17 protein-coding genes and 1 riboswitch are annotated in these 19,273 nt (G+C 32.3%); of the genes, 10 read left to right on the forward strand and 7 right to left on the reverse strand.

Translation table 11 applies throughout. The features are described from left to right. The first annotated feature begins 178 nt into the window (after positions 1-178). The gene (locus BN349_RS00635; RefSeq protein WP_019240329.1) at positions 179-1,099 is read left to right on the forward strand and encodes a cation diffusion facilitator family transporter; all 921 of its coding nucleotides are present in this window, start codon (positions 179-181) and stop codon (positions 1,097-1,099) included. Here BN349_RS00635 and BN349_RS00640 read toward each other — a convergent pair. Beyond that, positions 1,096-1,416, reverse strand: coding sequence for an ArsR/SmtB family transcription factor (locus BN349_RS00640; RefSeq protein WP_019240330.1), 321 nt, complete (start codon positions 1,414-1,416; stop codon positions 1,096-1,098). The two genes, BN349_RS00635 and BN349_RS00640, sit on opposite strands and share 4 nt — an antisense overlap. Positions 1,417-1,690: 274 nt before the next feature. On the opposite strand from BN349_RS00640, the gene BN349_RS00645 reads away from it, so the two are divergent. The 3 genes from BN349_RS00645 to BN349_RS25165 are packed head-to-tail and all read left to right on the forward strand — an operon-like array spanning position 1,691 to position 4,087. Continuing rightward, positions 1,691-1,912 carry a FeoA family protein gene (locus BN349_RS00645; protein ID WP_019240331.1) on the forward strand — a complete coding sequence of 74 codons (222 nt, stop codon included), beginning with the start codon at positions 1,691-1,693 and terminating at the stop codon, positions 1,910-1,912. A gap of 2 nt (positions 1,913-1,914) precedes the next feature. Then, positions 1,915-3,900, forward strand: a complete 1,986-nt coding sequence (gene feoB / locus BN349_RS00650; RefSeq protein WP_019240332.1) for a ferrous iron transport protein B — start codon at positions 1,915-1,917, stop codon at positions 3,898-3,900. 19 nt (positions 3,901-3,919) lie between these two features. Then, entirely contained in the window at positions 3,920-4,087 is a 168-nt protein-coding gene (locus BN349_RS25165; RefSeq protein WP_081591144.1) for a FeoB-associated Cys-rich membrane protein, read from the forward strand. Between the two features lie 86 nt (positions 4,088-4,173). On the opposite strand, the gene BN349_RS00660 is transcribed toward BN349_RS25165, so the two are convergent. Beyond that, positions 4,174-5,505, reverse strand: a complete 1,332-nt coding sequence (locus BN349_RS00660; RefSeq protein WP_019240334.1) for a hemolysin family protein — start codon at positions 5,503-5,505, stop codon at positions 4,174-4,176. A gap of 278 nt (positions 5,506-5,783) precedes the next feature. On the opposite strand from BN349_RS00660, the gene BN349_RS00665 reads away from it, so the two are divergent. From BN349_RS00665 to BN349_RS00675, 3 genes are all read left to right on the forward strand, one after another. After that, positions 5,784-6,353, forward strand: coding sequence for an SCO family protein (locus BN349_RS00665; protein WP_019240335.1), 570 nt, complete (start codon positions 5,784-5,786; stop codon positions 6,351-6,353). A gap of 655 nt (positions 6,354-7,008) precedes the next feature. Next, the gene (locus tag BN349_RS00670; protein ID WP_051024172.1) at positions 7,009-8,412 is read left to right on the forward strand and encodes an NAD-dependent succinate-semialdehyde dehydrogenase; all 1,404 of its coding nucleotides are present in this window, start codon (positions 7,009-7,011) and stop codon (positions 8,410-8,412) included. A 344-nt stretch (positions 8,413-8,756) separates the two neighbouring features. Beyond that, positions 8,757-9,539: an undecaprenyl-diphosphate phosphatase gene (locus tag BN349_RS00675; RefSeq protein WP_019240337.1), complete on the forward strand. Its 783-nt coding sequence runs from the start codon at positions 8,757-8,759 to the stop codon at positions 9,537-9,539. A 260-nt stretch (positions 9,540-9,799) separates the two neighbouring features. Here BN349_RS00675 and BN349_RS00680 read toward each other — a convergent pair whose 3' ends face one another. Further along, entirely contained in the window at positions 9,800-11,113 is a 1,314-nt protein-coding gene (locus BN349_RS00680) for a hemolysin family protein (RefSeq protein WP_034293203.1), read from the reverse strand. 806 nt (positions 11,114-11,919) lie between these two features. Beyond that, positions 11,920-13,293 (reverse strand): hemolysin family protein, encoded by a 1,374-nt coding sequence (locus BN349_RS00690; RefSeq protein WP_019240340.1) that lies wholly within the window; start codon positions 13,291-13,293, stop codon positions 11,920-11,922. 637 nt (positions 13,294-13,930) lie between these two features. Here BN349_RS00690 and BN349_RS00695 point away from each other — a divergent pair. Both BN349_RS00695 and BN349_RS00700 read left to right on the forward strand, forming a co-directional pair. Next, positions 13,931-14,116, forward strand: a complete 186-nt coding sequence (locus BN349_RS00695; RefSeq protein WP_148335415.1) for a hypothetical protein — start codon at positions 13,931-13,933, stop codon at positions 14,114-14,116. A 595-nt stretch (positions 14,117-14,711) separates the two neighbouring features. Further along, positions 14,712-15,611, forward strand: coding sequence for a YitT family protein (locus tag BN349_RS00700; protein ID WP_026089104.1), 900 nt, complete (start codon positions 14,712-14,714; stop codon positions 15,609-15,611). Between the two features lie 228 nt (positions 15,612-15,839). Here the strand turns inward: BN349_RS00700 and BN349_RS00705 are convergent, their stop codons facing one another. Then, complete coding sequence (locus BN349_RS00705; protein WP_019240343.1) at positions 15,840-16,976, reverse strand: ATP-binding protein; 1,137 nt, start codon at positions 16,974-16,976, stop codon at positions 15,840-15,842. A gap of 345 nt (positions 16,977-17,321) precedes the next feature. Then, a riboswitch (TPP riboswitch) is annotated at positions 17,322-17,422 on the forward strand. A 110-nt stretch (positions 17,423-17,532) separates the two neighbouring features. Here BN349_RS00705 and thiT point away from each other — a divergent pair. Then, complete coding sequence (thiT, locus tag BN349_RS00715; protein ID WP_019240345.1) at positions 17,533-18,111, forward strand: energy-coupled thiamine transporter ThiT; 579 nt, start codon at positions 17,533-17,535, stop codon at positions 18,109-18,111. 291 nt (positions 18,112-18,402) lie between these two features. Here thiT and BN349_RS00720 read toward each other — a convergent pair whose 3' ends face one another. Both BN349_RS00720 and BN349_RS00725 read right to left on the reverse strand, forming a co-directional pair. Continuing rightward, the gene (locus BN349_RS00720) at positions 18,403-18,693 is read right to left on the reverse strand and encodes a hypothetical protein (protein WP_019240346.1); all 291 of its coding nucleotides are present in this window, start codon (positions 18,691-18,693) and stop codon (positions 18,403-18,405) included. Positions 18,694-18,954: 261 nt separating this feature from the next. Next, on the reverse strand, positions 18,955-19,239 hold the full coding sequence (locus BN349_RS00725) for a hypothetical protein (protein ID WP_019240347.1): 285 nt from the start codon (positions 19,237-19,239) through the stop codon (positions 18,955-18,957). Positions 19,240-19,273: the final 34 nt, after the last annotated feature.

The raw sequence follows: 19,273 nt of genomic DNA on the forward strand, positions 1-19,273 counted from the left end.
TTGGCGTTGCCACAGGAGGTGGCGATTTTGCCGATGTTCTTTTCTTGTAAGGAGCCTACGTTGTGAATCTGTATAATGTACGAAATTTTATTACACAATATGAAATAATACTTGAACTTATTAAAATTTAAAGTGATAATATATGTACATATATACATATATCAGGAGGTAGATAATAATGGGTAAAAGTCATAGTTACCATGGACATAGCCATAATCATAGTCATTCAGCAAATAAAAAAGCTCTATTTGGGGCATTATTATTAATTACTTTATTTATGGTTGTTGAAATTATAGGAGGCATAGTAACAAATAGTTTAGCATTATTATCAGATGCTGGACATATGTTAAGTGATTCGGCAGCTTTAGGATTAAGTTTATTTGCGCTTATATTAGGCACAAAAAAAGCAACTAGGGAAAAAACATACGGATATCGTCGTTTTGAGATCATTGCTGCTGCACTTAATGGAATTACCTTAATACTAATATCTCTTTATATCTTTTATGAGGCTTTTCAAAGATTTAATCAACCTCCAGAAATTCAAAGCTTAGGAATGTTAACTATTTCAATTATTGGTTTATTAGTAAATATTGCAGCAGCATGGATCTTAATGAAAGGGAATAAGGAAGAAAACTTAAATATCAAAAGTGCCTTTTTACATGTACTAGGAGATATGTTGGGTTCAGTTGGTGCTATAGCGGCTGCCATACTTATTTATTTCTTTGATTGGAATATTGCAGATCCAATAGCGAGTATTATTGTTGCAATCCTCATCATTATTAGTGGTATACGCGTATTGAAAGATGCATACCACATTTTAATGGAAGGAACACCATTTTCGATTGATATTGAAGAGGTAAAAGAGAAAATAATTCAAATTCCTAACGTAGTTTCTGTACATGACTTGCATATATGGTCTATTACATCGGATATGATCATGCTGACATGTCATATGACAATAAATCAAGATGCAGTCCATGATGAAGTACTTAAGCAAACGCAGAATCTGCTGAAAATTTCATTCCATATAGAGCATAGTACTGTACAAATCGAAAGAGAAGGGGCTTATTGCCCAAACAATAACCAGAATTGCTTTTAATGATGGTTCGCGTGGTCTACCGTTTGGGCAATGATGCTCATTACATGGTCATCGTCATATGAATAGAACAATGTTGTACCTTCACGACGGAATTTAACAAGTCTTAGGTTTTTTAAAAAGCGTAATTGATGTGAAACAGTGGATTGAACGAGTGATAATTTTTCAGCGATTTCGTTAACTGAACATTCACCTTGAAATAGTAGATATAAAATTCGTAATCTGGTTGGGTCAGATAACGCTTTAAATGTTTGTGTAACTAAAAATAATGTTTCTTCATCTAGTTCTTTTTGAAAAATTGATTCTTGTTCTGGTTTCAATGATTTCAACTCCCTTAGTCATATTATACGTCAAAATTCCATAAACCAAAACTGAGGAATTATAAATTGAAAGTAAGGTTTTTTGAATAATTTTACGAAATAAATGTTCAATCATTCTATTAAAAATTTTCGATAAGAGTGATTGAACATTTTGTGAAACATAGGTTTTTCACTATGTTTTTTTAGTTAAGCATATTGCTTGACATTGTAAAAAATGTTACGATTTATCTACAGTGATAATCATTATCAATGGGCGGAAAGAAGGCTTACAACTATGAAACTTAGTAAAGTTGAATCAGGGAAACTAGTTAAAGTGACGAATATTACGAAAGTAGATTCATTATTACAAAAACGTCTATGCTCTTTTGGTATTCGTGAAGGATGTCAAGTGTGCATTAAACAAAAAGGCTTGTTTTCAGGGGCGTGCATTTTAGAATGTAGAGGTCAGCAGGTAGGTCTTAGGAAAAAAGATTTAATGAACATCGAGGTAGAATAGACATGAATAGAATAGCTTTAATTGGCAATCCGAATACAGGTAAAACATCTTTATTTAATAAGCTTACCAATTCCTATGAATATGTGGGGAACTGGAGCGGGGTTACAGTTGAAAAGAAGGTAGGACATGTAAATAAATTAAATAAAGATATTATTGATTTACCTGGTATTTACGATTTAAATCCAATTTCAAAGGATGAAAGTGTTGTTTCTACTTTTCTATTAGAAGAACAAGTTGAAGGTATTTTAAATATAGTAGATGCATCAAATTTTGAAAGAAATATGCACTTGACCGTTCAGCTTTTAGAACTAGGTAAGCCGGTTATTATTTGTTTGAATATGATTGATGTAGCTAAGAAAAAAGGTATCATCATCGATCAAGATAAATTTGTAGAAGCGTTAGGTGTACCAGTTACTCCAATCATTGCTCGTACAGGTAAAGGGTTGGATGGGGTATACATGGCTTTGAAAGATGTATCGAATGATTCTTCTCCTGCTTTTAGTTTGACATACAGTGATTCTTTAGAAAAAGGGATTGCTCAGATTGAAGCTTTGATGAACAATGTTGAAGCTAGTCAGAAAAGATGGATTAGTATTCAGTTTTTAAGTGGTAATGAAGCTGTAGAGGATTTCTTTAAGAATGAATTATACTATGGAGAAATGAAAGCTGCGAGGAATTCACTCGAAAGAGAATTAGACTCTACTTTAAACAAGGTATTTTATGAAGAGAGAAGAAATTATATTGAGGATCTTCAAGAACAAATTTTAGAAATTGATTACTCAGCTCCACAATGGACAGAACAAGTAGACAAAATCTTAACGCATCCTATATTAGGATTTCCGATATTCTTGGCTTTAATGTTCTTAATGTTCCAAGCAACATTTTCTTGGATAGGTGCTCCTTTATCTGACCTACTAGATGGTTTTCTAGGTGGACCATTTACTGATGTTGTTCATCAGAGTCTAGTAGCTATCGGTGCTTCACAAGCAATTATTGATTTAATATGTGACGGAATTATTGCTGGCGTCGGTGGAGTACTTGTCTTTATACCGCAGATCTTTGTTCTATTCTTTTTTATTTCTTTATTAGAGGATTCTGGTTATATGGCGAGGATTGCAGTTGTAATGGATAGATTGATGGAGTTTTTTGGATTGAACGGAAAAGCTTTTATCCCCATGATTATTAGCTTTGGTTGTAATGTACCTGGAGTAATGGCGGCGAGAACTATTGAACAGCCTAAAGAACGTTTATTAACTATTTTGGTTGCTCCTTTTATGAGTTGCGCAGCCAGATTACCGGTTTATGCATTATTTGCAGGTGTATTCTTTGCGTCAAACCAATCGTTAGTAGTATTCTCTTTATATGTACTAGGAATTATTATGGCACTTATTGTGACAAAAATTTTATCATTAACCTTATTAAAAAATGAAAAGTCAGTCTTTTTTGTGGAATTACCTGCTTACCATGTACCACAATTAAAAACATTATGGCGTTCGACTTGGGAAAAAGGAAAAGGATTTTTAAGAAAAGCTGGAACTATTATTTTTGCTGGTTCGGTTATTATATGGGGACTATCATATGTAGGACCAAATGGGCTAAATCCAGATATTAATGATAGCTTTTTAGCGGTTATTGGTGGAGGAATAGGAACTTTGTTTGCTCCACTTGGTTTTGGAACATGGGAAGCTGGTGCTTCACTGATTTCAGGATTTTTGGCAAAAGAAGTTGTTGTGTCAACAATGGCTATTATCTATGGTGTAAGTGAAACGGCTTTACCAGTAACAATGTCTAGTACCTTCACTCCGTTATCAGCTTATACGTTTATGGCATTTGTATTATTATACATGCCATGTTTAGCAACTGTGGGAGCAATAAAACGTGAGACGCAGTCAACAAAATGGACATTATTTGCAACATTATATCCTTTTGTTGTAGCTTATATTGTTGCGTTAGTCATTTATGGCGTTGGACGATTATTCATAGGATGATGAGGTGATATAGATGGCAATGGTTCTAAATATCCTAATTGGTGGTGCTATTTTTGGCTATGCTGGATATACACTGTGGAAAAGTATTAAAAAATCTAAAGCAGGTAAATGTGCGGCATGTTCTTTACAGAAAAATTGCTCATCAAAGGCTTGTCATACACCAGTCTCTATAAAACAATCTGAATGATAAAAAGAAGAAGGTGTCCAAAAAAGAATTGGACACTTAGACAACATAAAAGTAGGGGCATCTGAAAAGTGATAAATCATCACTTTTCAGATAGCCCCTTCTTCATTGTCTGAGGGGCTATTCTCATTTGAATGTATTTTTAATGCTTCAATAAATAAGATGTGTTGTCCATCAATTTCTTTTACTCGAAATAAAAAGTCATCTTCTATAATTTCATCCCCTTTTTTAAGATCATATTTTTGTGTTAACATCCAACCACCAATAGTATCCACTTCATCTTCTAATAAATCGATACCTAATAAATCATTTACATCCCCAATTAAAACCTTTGCATCAAAAATATAATGATTTTCATTTACTTTTCGAATATCTGGGAGTTCATCTTGATCAAATTCATCTCGAATATCTCCGACGATTTCTTCGAGTATATCTTCAATAGTAACCAACCCAGCAGTTCCACCATATTCATCAAATAAGATTGCCATATGAGAGTGATTTTTTTGTAAAGTTATTAATAGTTCATTAATAGGTATGGTTTCAATGACAGTTATAGCTGGATGAATATAGGCGTCAATCGTTTCTTCCATTCGTTTATTTTTCATAATAACACTAGATAATACTTCTTTCATATTGATCAATCCAATAATATTATCCTTATCACCATCGAGCACAGGGTATCTTGTATATCTTTGTTTTAAGACAATTTTCATTACATCATGTAAAGTGGATTCTTTATTTACAGTAATCATTTCAGTCCTTGGTACCATGATTTCTTTGGCTATTCGCTCATCAAATTCAAAAATTTTATTTACATATTTATATTCAGATGGATTTATTTCACCACTTTTTAAGCTTTCTGAAAGAATAATTCGTAATTCTTCCTCGGAGTGAGCCATTTCGTGTTCAGATGCCGGCTTTAGACCAAATATACCTATAACAAATGCTGCTGAAGTATTTAGTAGCCAAATGAAGGGATATAGTATTTTATAAAACCATATTAATGGCTTGGCGAAATACAATGTTACGGTTTCGGCTTTTTGTATCGCAATCGTTTTAGGTGCAAGTTCCCCGATGACAACGTGTAGAAATGTAATGAGCGAAAAGGCGATAATAAATGAAATAAATTGTATTAGGGCTGGGTTAAGAGTTAATTTAGATAAAATAGGCATTAATAAATGTTCAATCGTTGGTTCGCCAAGCCAACCAAGTGCTAATGAAGTTAAGGTAATGCCAAGTTGACAGGCTGACAAATATTCATCTAAGGCAGATATAACTTTTTTGGCAGCAATAGCCCTATTTTGTCCTTCGGCAATTAGTTGATCAATTCTTGTACTTCTTACTTTCACAATTGCAAATTCAGAGGCAACGAAAAATGCTGTAAGTGCAATTAACAAAGCCACGTATAGTAAATTCATCATAGCTGTTATCTCCTTTTTAAAAGGCTTATCAAGTCACCTCCTCATGTATAACTGATTAGAACTATTTTTCTTAATAGCATTCGAAATGTTTTTCTTTATTTTGCTCAACAGGAATGGTTCAATGCACAAAAATAATCTGATTGGTCGAAATGATTATTTACATTTTTGTGAATTTTATAGAAATATTTGGTGAATTTGTCTAATAAAGCCTTGTTCTGTTAGCTGTTATTGCTTACGTTTAAATGGGATAACTACTCGAATAAAAGGGGCTGAAGTTAGTGAGAAAGGTAATGATTCTATTTATCATTCTAATTATAGGCAGTGTAATGGGGTGTTCAAAAGGTATTGATAATCGTCTGAATTGGGAGGTACCAAATTTTACATATACCAATCAGGATGGAGAAACCGTATCCAAAAATTCTTTGGAAAATAAAATTTGGATAGCGAATTTTATTTTTACTAATTGTTCAACTGTTTGTCCACCGATGACATCAAATATGGCAAAATTAAAGCAAATGGCTGAAAAAGAAAAGTTAGATGTTAAGTTTGTTTCATTTAGTGTCGATCCAGACTTAGACACTCCCAAAAAATTAAAAGATTATGGTATGAAATTCTCTAAAGATCTATCTAATTGGTCATTTCTTACAGGTTATTCTCAGCAAGAAATTGAAAAAATAGCAAAAGAAGGTTTTAAAATCTTAGTTGAAAAAGAACCGAATAGTGATCAAGTTAGTCATGGAACTTATTTTTATTTAGTAGATCAAGAAGGAAAAATAGCGAGGTATTATCATGGTGAAAAGGATGTTCCTCTTGAAGAAATCATTAATCATATTAAAGCATTACAATGAGTGATGGTATTCTGATATTTGTCTAATCTGTTTTGGGATACTTTGTTGTTGCCTATGAATAAGTTAGTGAATATGGGCTGAGTGAAATGTCACTATAGAATGCTCGCTTTCTGAGAGGCGGACGGTAACCATCCATAGTTGCATGGTGAAGTCCCACTTGTCTCGTTGCTCCTACAGGATTCATACACATTAAGCGCTCCAATTGACTTATATGTTTCACTGAATAAGAATAAAAATTAAAAACTTTTTTAAAGTAGAAAGTAAATGGAAGGAGCCTCTCAAAAGAGATTGAGCATTTTTGAGAGAGCTCCTTATTTTCATTTTCTATAGGAAATGAAAATAATGGATTTAGTAAATATTTTGGACGAGTAATCATAGGATAAGTATAATGATGAAGAATTTCACTAGGATGTACATAGTCAAAAGCTAGCAAAATGATTAGTGGTATAATGAATTATTGTAATAGGCATAAAAATTATAGGATTATTATGTTAACGGTAAGGGAATAAGTTCCAATAAGAGTTTGGAAAATTCGCAATAACATAGTAGCTAAAGTGTAGCTATCAATCATTTGCGGTATAAGAATATTTCATTCACTAGCTAAAATTATATAAGATGATTTTTTTGGGGAGGAATTTTGGTGGAAAAGAAAGCAATGTTAATTAATGGGGAAAGAGTATTTGCAAATGGAGAAATCTCCGTAATCAATCCTGCAACAAATGAGAAAATTGCTTCAGTACCTAATGGTGGGGAGAAGGAAGCTACTGCGGCAGTAGATGCTGCCTCTGAAGCATTGGCCGTCTGGTCAAAGAAAACAGCTAATGAACGGGCACAGATCTTAAAAAAATGGTTTGCTTTAATTGAGGAGCATAAGGAAGAATTGGCGGAAACAATGACTAAGGAGCAAGGGAAACCATATAGTGAAGCACTAGGTGAGATAAACTATGCAAACAGCTTTGTAGAATGGTATGCCGAAGAAGGGAAAAGAATTTATGGTGATACAATCCCTGCTAGTGATCCAAGTAAGAGAATTATTGTTATCAAGCAGCCAGTTGGAGTGATAGCAGCTATTACTCCTTGGAATTTTCCAGCTGCAATGATTACAAGAAAAATTGCACCTGCGTTAGCAGCTGGTTGTACAACCATTATTAAACCTGCTAAACAAACGCCATTAACAGCTATTAGATTAGTAGAATTAGCATATGAGGCTGGTATCGATCGAGGAGCAATTAATTTAGTTACAGGTAATGCACAAGAAATCTCCGAGGCGTGGATGAAGGATGAACGTGTGCGAAAAGTATCTTTTACGGGCTCTACTGAAATTGGAAAGCAACTTATGAAAAATAGTGCGGATACAATGAAGAAGATCTCATTAGAATTGGGTGGCCATGCTCCTTTTATTGTAATGGAGGATGCTAATATTGATATGGCTGTAGAATCTGTTATTCAATCCAAGTTCCGTAATGCTGGACAAACATGTATTTGTACAAACCGTGTTTTTGTACAAGAATCAATTTATGACAAGTTTGTAGAAAAAATGATTCCAGCTGTGTTAACTTTAAAGGTTGGAAATGGGTTAAATCCAGATGTAGCAATTGGACCATTAATTGATGAAGCAGCAGTTAAAAAAGTCAAAGAGCACATCGAGGACGCAGTACAAAAAGGTGCTGAAATATTAACAGAGACTGCAGGGGCTACTAATCAATTATTTATGGATCCTGTAGTAATAGGAAAAGTAAACGATGAGATGCTTTGCATGAGAGAAGAAACATTTGGACCACTTGCCCCAATTACAACATTCCAAACAGTAGATGAGGCGATTAAACGTGCAAATCATACACCTTACGGATTAGCTGCCTATGTATTTACTCAAAATATTTCAACAGCTGTTAAAATAGCTGAAGCTTTAGAATATGGAATTGTCGGTTTAAATGATGCATTGCCATCAGTTGCACAAGCACCTTTTGGTGGAATGAAAGAGAGTGGTATAGGTAGAGAAGGTGGTAAATACGGTATTGAAGAGTATTTAGAAACAAAATATATATCTTTAAAACTATAGTACTATTTAGACATAAGAAAAGCAGATCATCTTATTCGAGAAATGATCTGTTAATTATTCTAATGAACCCTGTCTATTTTTGAAAGGGCTGTTTTCGAAAAGAGCGTTGTTTTTAATAAGTTTGGTGAATAGAACTAGCATAAAAAACTCGATTAGAGTGTAAGGTGGGTCACTGCTCGTCTCGTGTAAAGAAAGATCCTGGAACGGCATTCAACTCGGGCCTATATTCACTACTTGTTTTACAGTCAACAAATTATGCGAAAACAGCCTTAGCAATAAACTTCATTTTCTTATGTACTTTACTTTGTATTTTCATTAAATACTAAAGAAAAAGGACGAGATTTATGTTAGGGAAAATAGAAGCATTTATTTTGGGTATTATTCAGGGCTTAACAGAATTTTTGCCTATTAGTAGTACAGGACATTTATATTTGGGAAGGCATATGTTTCAACTTCAAGAAGCGGGCCTTCTCTTAGATACAATGCTACATATTGGTACGCTGTTAGCTGTTTTTGTATTTTATAAAAAAGAATTTATACAAATTATAAAACAGCCATTCGGTAAGCTTACATGGTTGCTAGCGATAGGGACTATACCAGCTGTCATTGTAGGTTTTGTATTTAAAGATTATTTTGATGACATTTCAAAAACAGGAATAACAATTGGATGGGAATTTTTAGTGACAGGCTGCTTTTTATGGTTTGCTGAAAGTATAAAACAAGGGCAAAAGAAAATGAAAGATATTACATACTCTGATGCTTTGTTTATCGGTACTTTTCAAGCTGCTGCGATTTTTCCAGCTATATCTAGGTCAGGCTTTACGATAGTAGCCGCTTTAATAAGAAAGCTTGATCGCGAGACGGCAGCCTATTTTTCTTTTTTATTATCTACTCCAGCCATTGTAGGTGCCATTATCCTTCAAGTCTTTGATTTATTTAAAGGTGGTGAAGAACAAATGGCTGTATCTGCATTAATTGTTGGAATTGTCTCATCAGCAGTATTCGGTTATATTGCAGTTAGGTGGATGATTAGTTTTCTAAAAAAGCATTCATTACGCATGTTTGCTGTATATGTTTGGATTTTAGGGATTTTTATTATTATTATGCAATACACGGATAGATTCTAACTTGAGGTTTTATGAGAAAAGATAAAGGTTGAGTAATTTAGGTAGAGATTTTGTTTAGAAGAAGCATTATTTTATTACTAAACTTGAATAAGCGAAGGTGTGAAAATCAGAAGTTGTTTTAATAGATTATTGTTAGTTTAGAATAATATTTTTGATGAAAAAAGGGTGTTTAGCCTATTTAAAGCTAAACACCCTCTTTTTATATGCTAGGAATCTCTATAGCTAGTTATATATAATTATATGAAATATACAATTTATGTTTATTTTTCAATACTAGGAGGGATGATTTTTGAATGAATTTCAATACTAAGAATATGCCGATCTTCCATGTCTTTTATGGTAAAAATGTAACCATTCTTCTCAATAGAGTCTCCTAGTTTAATATCGTATTGTTGTGTTAAAATCCAACCACCGATTGTATCGATTCCTTCTTCATAATAATCAGTATGAAGTAAATCGTTAAGTTCATCTAATAACAATTTAGAATCGACAAGATAATGACCAGGCTTAATCATTTGTATTTCCGGCTTTTCATCAACATCAAATTCATCCTGAATATCACCAACAATTTCTTCTAAAATGTCTTCAACTGTTAATATTCCTGATGTTCCACCATATTCATCGAATAAAAGTGCCATATGAATTCGCTCTTTTTGCATTTTTAATAATAGCTTTTTAATAGGTACAGTTTCAATAATTGATATGATAGGGTGTACATAATCCATTAGATTAAGAGAAGAACGATCTTCATGCATGGCTACAGACATTAAATCTTTCAAATGCACAACACCTATTATGGAATCTTTATCCCCGTCAATGACAGGATATCTACTATATCTTTCCGTTTGAATAGTGTGTAGAACATCCTCCCAGGAATCATCTTTTGATATGCTAACAATTTCTGTTCTAGGTACCATAATTTCTTTTGCAATTCGATTGTCAAAATCAAAGATACGATCGACATACTTATATTCCGTTTGATTAATTTCTCCGCTCTCGTAACTTTCAGATAAAATCATACGAAGTTCCTCTTCGGAATGTGCAAGCTCATGTTCTGGTGTAGCTTTAAATCCAAATAGACGAACAATAAACTGTGAGCTTCCATTTAATAATTTGATAAATGGATAAGCTATTTTATAAAAAATAATCATAGGTTTTGCTACGGATAAAGCAACGGCTTCTGCTTTATGAATCGCCATTGTTTTCGGTGCTAATTCACCAAACACTACTGATAAAAATGTCATGAGCAATAAGGCGATAACAAATGAAATAGCATGAGACACAGAACTTGGTATTTCAGCTTTATGTAAAAGTGGATTTAAGATTTTTTGGATGGTTGGTTCACCTAACCAACCTAAACCTAATGAACAAACTGTAATACCTAGTTGTGAAGCTGATAAATATTCATCAAGTGAAGAAATTATTTTTCTTACACTGACTGCTCTTGAATTACCTTCCGCAACTAGTTGGTCAATCCTTGTCGATCGAACCTTTATAATGGCAAATTCCGTAATAACAAAAAATGCCGTTAAAGCTATTAATAGTACAACTAATAGTAAGTTTACACTTATCAATTTTTGGAGAACTATAGACAAACACTATATCAATATAACTATAGTTCTCGCTCACCTCCTGATAGTCTTTATGTTCATGTAGCCAAATTTGATAATTATTAAACGTAATATTAAGAAAAAAAGCTATTAAATATCTATAGAAAATAGCTCTAGAAAGCAACTTGTAATATTAAGTATATGTATCTAAAAGTCTACACTGTTGTTGTAATTATAATACTAATCAAATAATTATAAAAGATGACAGCCTTGTCATCTTTTATGATTAAAATGATTTATTGGGATATTAGTGACCTTTCGCCCTTTACCCTTGCAATGAGAGCAGCTTTTAGAGAAAAATTGTAAAAATGGTATTTTTCCTCTACCTCTACAATCCTGACAAATTTCAATATACTTCATGTTAATCACTCCTTATGTGAGGGCTGTGTTACATTTTATTGCTGAAAATGACTGCAATTTGTTCGCTTTCCTCTGACGAGAACTAAGTCTTCTCGCTCTTTCTTCAATGTATATCCATGTTTATCTTGCTTCTCCTAGAGGAGTCACATGGATTTCTTCCCATTTATTGAGTTTGCTACTTTCTATAGAAATATCATTATGATTTACTTTTTAAATTTCATTTGCGTTTGAAATAATAGTTATTCATAACTAGAAAGGGCAATGTGAATCTAGAATATAGCCTAAATGGAAAGCCGTATTTATTAAAGTGTTAAAAAATCAGTTGTTTCATATAGTATGAACAAATGATTATTATTTCATGCTTTATTTGAAGAAAATAAAAAAAACTGCCAGTGGCAGTTTTTTTAGTATTAAGAAACGATTTCAGTTGTTTGAGGTATAGCGTTTTTATTGCTATTCATTTCTACTAAAGGTTCCTGTGAAATGGGTGTTACAGCTTTGGTAACTTCTATATAACTAATATGGTGGTCTTCCATTTCAATAATTTTAAAGTTGAAGTTTTCAAGTGAAATGACATCACCCTGTTTGGCTTCATAATTTTCGGTTAAAATCCAACCACCAATTGTATCAATGTCTTCATCTGAAATATCTAGACCAAATAAATCATTTACTTGGCTGATTAACACTTTTGCATCAATGATATAATGATCGTCATTAATTTTTCTTATTTCAGCTACTTCATCTAAATCAAACTCGTCACGAATTTCACCGACAATTTCCTCTAATATATCTTCAACTGTTACTAGACCTGAAGTTCCGCCATATTCATCCATAAGTATGGCCATATGAATTCTTTCTTTCTGCATCTTAAGCAAAAGGTCATGAATTGGAACGGTTTCAATGATTCTAATAATAGGTCTAACTAAAGGCTCTAGGTTTTTTTCGTCGTAGTTTTCTTCAGATAACATAAATGTAAATAAGTCTTTAACATTCACCATACCAATAACGCGGTCTTTATCTCCATCAATGATCGGATAACGCGTGAATTTTTCTTCTTTGACGATGTTAAACGCATCTTCAAGATAATCATCTTTTGATAATGTGATAACCTCTGTGCGTGGAACCATTATTTCCTTTGCAATTCGATCATCGAATTCAAATATTTTATTTACATATTTGAACTCAGATTGGTTAATTTCTCCGTTTTTATAGCTATCGGACAGGATAATTCGTAATTCTTCCTCCGTATGCGCCAGTTCATGTTCAGAAGCAGGTTTAAATCCAAAAATTCCCGTTACGATTCTAGCTGATCCGTTTAATACCCAAATAAATGGGAACATAACTTTATAGAATATCTTTAATGGTCTAGAAAAAAGTAATGTTATGGCTTCGGCTTTTTGAATTGCAATCGTTTTAGGGGCTAATTCTCCAACAACAACATGGATGAAAGTCATTAAAGAAAAAGCGATGATAAATGAAAGAATGCTTGTAGCGGATGCAGGAATACTTAATTTTTCTAATAATGGATGGAAAAGTCTTTCTATTGTAGGTTCTCCAATCCAACCAAGTCCTAAGGCAGTAACCGTAATTCCGAGTTGGCAAGCTGATAAATATTCATCTAAGTGGCTTACGACGGATTTTGCTGATAACGCACCTGTTTTTCCTTCTTCTACGAGCTGATCAATCCTCGTGCTTCTTACTTTTACTATGGCAAATTCTGAGGCTACGAAAAATGCTGTTGCAGCAATTAACAGAGCCAAGATAACCAAGTTTAATATGTCCAAATAATTTTCCTTATCCCGCCTTTACAACGAGAAAGGAGTCACCTCCCGAGTTATTAAAATCTTACTTCATTTATTGGCTTTGATTTATCATACTGTTGATTAAAAGAATCCAACATCCTTATTTATTGTTTGAAATCTTCAAATTTTCTTTCGATAATTAGAAAAGTATCGGAAGTTCAAATGAATCAACATCGAAAAAAACAGAGCCAATGTATACAGAATTTTTTTACAAAAAAACATAATCACCCGTCTATATTAGATTATCAATCAATGGATATGATTAAAAAATAGCCCTTTTGTAATTAAGTGATTTGTTTTGATGTTCAAAACTGCCCCATCTACATCACCTCAATGTACTTAGTAAGATTAAGATAATTATAGAAAATCTTGAACATACAGTCAAACTTACAAATCTAAGAAAATTCTAGATATTCCATATGTATGGTGTAAATTTTAAGATTATTAGCAACATTTTGAATTAAATAAAAATGTATTGTAAGAAATTTCTAGTGTTCTTTTCGCTGAAAATATCTAATATTTCATATTTATTTCACATTTATCCTTTATTATTAAAATAAAACAATAATGTAGGGAATAGATAGGGATAATAAACTTTCATGGGGTAAGGGAGGGGACTATGATGATCGATGACATGATTCATAAACTTCAAAATGAAGGAATTAAAGTTGAGAAAACAAAGTCTAGACATGTTGTGTTTCAAAATATCTTTAATAATAGATCATCGTCCTTGTATATTTGGAATGGACCTTTTCAGATAGAGAAAAAACTGAACATATGTCCTAGTGAAAGTTCAGAAGTGTAAGCATTTATAGAATGCATATAGGTAGTGAACAATAAGAACCTTCTTAAGCTTAACCATGAAAAATGATGGTTTAAGTTAAAGTTGATTCTTTTTTTATATTACGCCTATTCTCTTAAGCTTTGAGACTTCTGTGGGAGTGGATTAACATTTAGAGTATGTGCTGTTACAGGATCTAATTAGTATATAAATATAACGGCCAAATATCATAATGAAAATTAATATAAGTAAACTAATCAGTTTATATGAATATGATTTTCATGTATGATTAAAATAGGTAAAAGTATAATAAATAGTAAAATTATGTATAAATTAATCTTAAGAATGAATGAAAATCATTATTTAACAAATTATAGTTAAATAAGAAAAACTTAAATGTTTGACATGTTTCTTAAAAAGGTCAAACACTCCTTTACGTGAAACTTTTTATTGTTAATTAACAAGATCACTTAAAAGGATTGTTATTTTATTACCTAAATGAGAAAAAGTTAAACATTGAATCTTGAATTGTATAATTTTTATATAAAATAATGTTACATAAAAAAAGGGGATGATTGAATTGGATTCAATAAGGAGAGACACAGTAAAAGAGAAGTTAATGACTCAAGGTAAGATTAGTGAAGAAACCATTAGAAAAATACAACATAAAGGATTATCCAAAGGGAAAATTGCAAAAAGAACATTATTTATTACTTTTGGTGCAATGTTGATGGCAGTAGGATTAGAAAGTTTCCTAATTCCTAATAAGGTTATTGATGGAGGAATAACAGGTATTTCCATTATTTCTTCTCACTTAACAGGTATCAGCTTAGGGATCTTTCTATTCTTATTAAATCTCCCGTTCTTTTTTATCGGTTATAAACAAATAGGGAAAACATTTGCTCTTTCTACGATGTATGGGATTATTGTATTATCTTCTGCAACGGTCTTGTTACATGATATTCCTCGTTTTACTGATGATGTTTTACTAGCAGCGATATTTGGAGGAATTATTATTGGTGTTGGTATAGGTATAGTAATGCGTAATGGTGGATCATTAGATGGTACGGAGATATTGGCAATAGTTTTTAATAAAAAGCTACCATTTTCCGTTGGGGAAATGATTATGTTTGTGAATATTTTTATTCTTGGCAGTGCAGGATTTGTATATGGTTGGAATCGAGCTATGTATTCACTAATTGCTTATTTTGTAGCTTCCAAAACAATTGATATCGTACTTCAAGGATTAGACGAATCGAAATCTGCTTGGATTATCAGTGAAAAATATTTAGATATTGGTGAAGCTCTATTAGCTCGTCTTGGCCGTGGAGTTACTTACTTAACGGGTGAAGGAGCATATACTGGTGAAGAGAAGAAGGTAATTTTTTGCGTTATAACTCGTTTAGAAGAGTCTAAACTAAAATCGATTGTCGAAGAAATCGATCCTGAAGCGTTTCTTGCAGTGGGTAATGTTGCGGAAGTTAGAGGTGGAAGATTTAAAAAGAAATCTGTTCACTAAAAAAAGACAGCTTCGATGCTTTATCTAGCTTGTTTTTAAAATATATTATGTTTTTATGTGTATTAAGCTGATTTAACATGTTTTTGCTTATTATGAAAAATTTAGATAAATGATACAAAGTAAGAGGGTATTCACCCAAATCATGCCTTTTGGGATACCCTCTCTCGTTTTGTTCTTTAGTTATGTATTATGAAAAATTCCGATTATATATTTACATATATGGTTATGTTATTCAGTTAACAAAGTTGCCGGCACTGTGATTGGAAGTGAAATCGTAAAGGCCGTGATTTTTGCTGTTGAAATACATGATAGCGCTCCTCGATGCTTTTCAATGATTTCTTTACACACAAAAAGACCTAATCCAGTGCCATTCTTCTTTGTTGTCGTAAATGGTTTGAAAATATCCTTCAATAAATCATCTTTTATTTGAGGACCGTTGTTTGATATAGTTAGTTCAATAAAATTCCTGTCTTTTTTAGAGGTTGATACAACGATTGTAGGATTTTTAACATGTGCGATTACATCTAACGCATTTAATATGATGTTCAATAATACTTGACGAATTTCGTCTAGATAGCCAAGTATAAAAATGTCCTCTTCTAAAAAGGTGTCCACCTTAACATTCGTATCGACAATACTTGGGTAGAGAAAAGTAATCACTTCTTCAATTAACTGATTTAAAGAAAAAATAACTGGGTTTATATCAATTTGTTCTTTTCTCGATAAAAGTAAGAATTGGGAAATCCTTGAGTTTAGCTGCTCTAGTTCATTAGCTATGATATCCAAATATTTCAAATCAGAATTTTCGGCTTTTAGAAGTTGGATAAATCCTTTAATCGATGTTAGAGGGTTTCGAAATTCATGGACGAAGCTAGATGTGATTTGACCCAACATAGTTAATCTTTCTCGATGGGTCTCAGATATCTTCTCATTCTCTTTATCTTTTAGTTCATTTGTTAATTCGATAAAAATGGTAATGGTATTATATAAGAACAAATCCAGTAAATAATTAACTTTTTCCTTTGCCATGGATTTATTATCAATGCTTTCATCACATTGACTAATAAGTGCAAATAAATTTAACCTTATGATAGAAATATCTTCTAGAAATTCTTTTAGTTCTTCTCCATCTTCAAATCTTCCATTGGCAACTTTTTTAGAAAGCGCTTTAATCTTTAAAGAGTGATCGACATTGGGATGCTCTAAAATGTTTTTGTACAATTGAAATAATAAGTGAAGATGTTTGAACACTTTGTTTTTTCTATGATGATTGTGGCTTCTGTTAATTTTTTGCTTCCATGAAACTAGAATTTCTTCTTCCCGCATGTTTAACAAATGAATAATAGGATTTCTTTCCTTGCTCATATTAGCAGTGTCCACCTCCATTATTTAAAATGAAATAACGGCAAAATGTTTAAATTTTCTAAATATAGCATATGTAAGGTTGTTATAGGGAAAAAATGTTTTGTTAAAAGATTGACATAAGTTTAGTTATTTTACTAATACATCATCATTTATTAATTCTACACATTTATGTTTTTTCCTTTTTTTAGTAGGGTTATATTCTTTTTATTCTGTTTTTTTTTATTTATTTTTCTATATTATAGTAGAAGTTAGTATATAGTATAGGTTTCTGACATGACTATTTATATCAAAAGGTAGTTGAAAAATTGTGGAATTAGATGTACATTATTATTACTGAAAAGAATAAATTACCACAAGGGGAGCTAATGGCTGAGAGTGAACGTTGGAGTTCTGACCCTATGAACCTGTTAGTTAATGCTAGCGTAGGGATGTGATTATGGATAAAGCAATGTGGGATCCATTTACACCCTCATTGTTTTTTTACGTTTTACAAAGTAAAAACATGAGGAACATATAACTCTCAATCTTTAACTCCTCAATGGAAGAGGAGGAAAAAATGAATAAGAAAACATTATTTTTAGTGGAAATTGCTGTTTTTGCAGCGCTAGCCTTGTTATTGGATATGGTCTCTAATTTTGTATTTTCAAGAATTTGGCCGCAAGGTGGTTCCGTTTCAATCGCAATGGTTCCTGTATTTTTAATGGCATTTCGATGGGGATTAAAAGGTGGATTATTGACAGGCTTTTTATTAGGACTGCTACAGGTTGCGTTAGGAATGACTTATATTATCCATCCACTTCAAGGCTTTATTGATTATTTCTTAGCATTTACGGTTGTAGGATTAGCGGGAATTTTTGCAAAAGGAGTTACGGAAGGATTTGCAAATGGCCACAGAGGAAAAGCTATTACGAATATTATTTTGGGAGTTTTTGTTGGAAGCTTTTTAAGATTTTTATGTCATTTTGCAACTGGAATTATCTATTTCTCATCAAGTGATTTAAAAGGTTTCTCGATTGCAACTTTCTCGGCTGTATATAATGGAACGTATATGCTACCAAGTTTTATATTATGCTCTGTTGTAGTAGTCACTTTATATACGACTGCATCTCGCGTTCTAGTAAAAAAAATGGCATAAGCTTCATTTTCGAATGATATCATGTAAGTTTGATTCATTCTAAGATATTCAATTATATCGATGACCAATAAATATAGATGTTAAAATGTCCAATGATAAAACTAAGTACGCCTCAGTTTGTACTATATACCTATGTATATTCTTAAAAAGGGTTAATCTGATGTCAATACGATTCAATCGTTTTTGACATAGATTGCCCTTTTTCCGTTATTCATTTTTTGTAAGAATGATGGCTCTTTTTATTTTTAAATCGTAATAATATAAATCAAATTGGTCCTTACCATCTTTTTCCTAGCTATTTTCAACGATGTAGTACACTTTTGAATTGTCTTGCAAAAAAGCAGGGTTAAATGCCCTTTTTTTATGCTCTGTTAGTTGTAGTTCTTCTTGTTTATCTCTATCAAATAAAAATATATCATAGTAAAAGGTACCTTTCGTTTCGGGATTAGATAATGAATCAAATGCAACTAGTCTTTCATCTGAAGATATTGTAAAGTCAGAGATATCTCTTTCTGGTTGCGAAAAACTTTCAAGATTAGCGGGATTATCATATGGAATTTTAACAAATGCCCCTGGTGACATTATATATAGGTTTGTTTGATTTTTCGATTTTATTTTAGCTCCAGCACTTTAGCTCCTCTAGGTCATAAGCCAATCCGTATAGAAGGAGGAAGAGTAAACTGTCTATACTCGATTATGCTATTCGAGGCTGACCAAGGTACTGGAACTTATTCCTAGAATAGCCAGTTTACGATAAACCCAATGACAACTATTGCTCCAATAAGCGTTAAAATGGTTCGTATCACAAAGATCTCCCCTTGTCCGATTTATTTTTCGTAAGAATTAATTTGAAATAGCTGCTTGATTTTTTAATAGTGGCTTTAGAGTCTGTTTAAATTCTTGTGCTTTTTCACCTTCGAAAATCATTTTTATGGGTGATTTCAAGTCAATAAGAAGCATATATGTGATGAATTTGGAGAATTTTGATAAAGAGATTGAGATTAAGTTATTATGCTGAATAAGAAAAACATTACCTTCCCATTGTTTCACTTTTTTATAAAGAGCGATCATTGTTTCAACAGATAGATGCCTTTTTAAAGTTAAATTAGTAGATAATATAGATTGCATATATAAAACTCCTTTTTGAATAGTTGTGTATGTC

Source organism: Bacillus sp. AP8 (genome assembly GCF_000321185.1).
Lineage (GTDB): Bacteria > Bacillota > Bacilli > Bacillales > DSM-1321 > Bacillus_AD > Bacillus_AD massilioanorexius.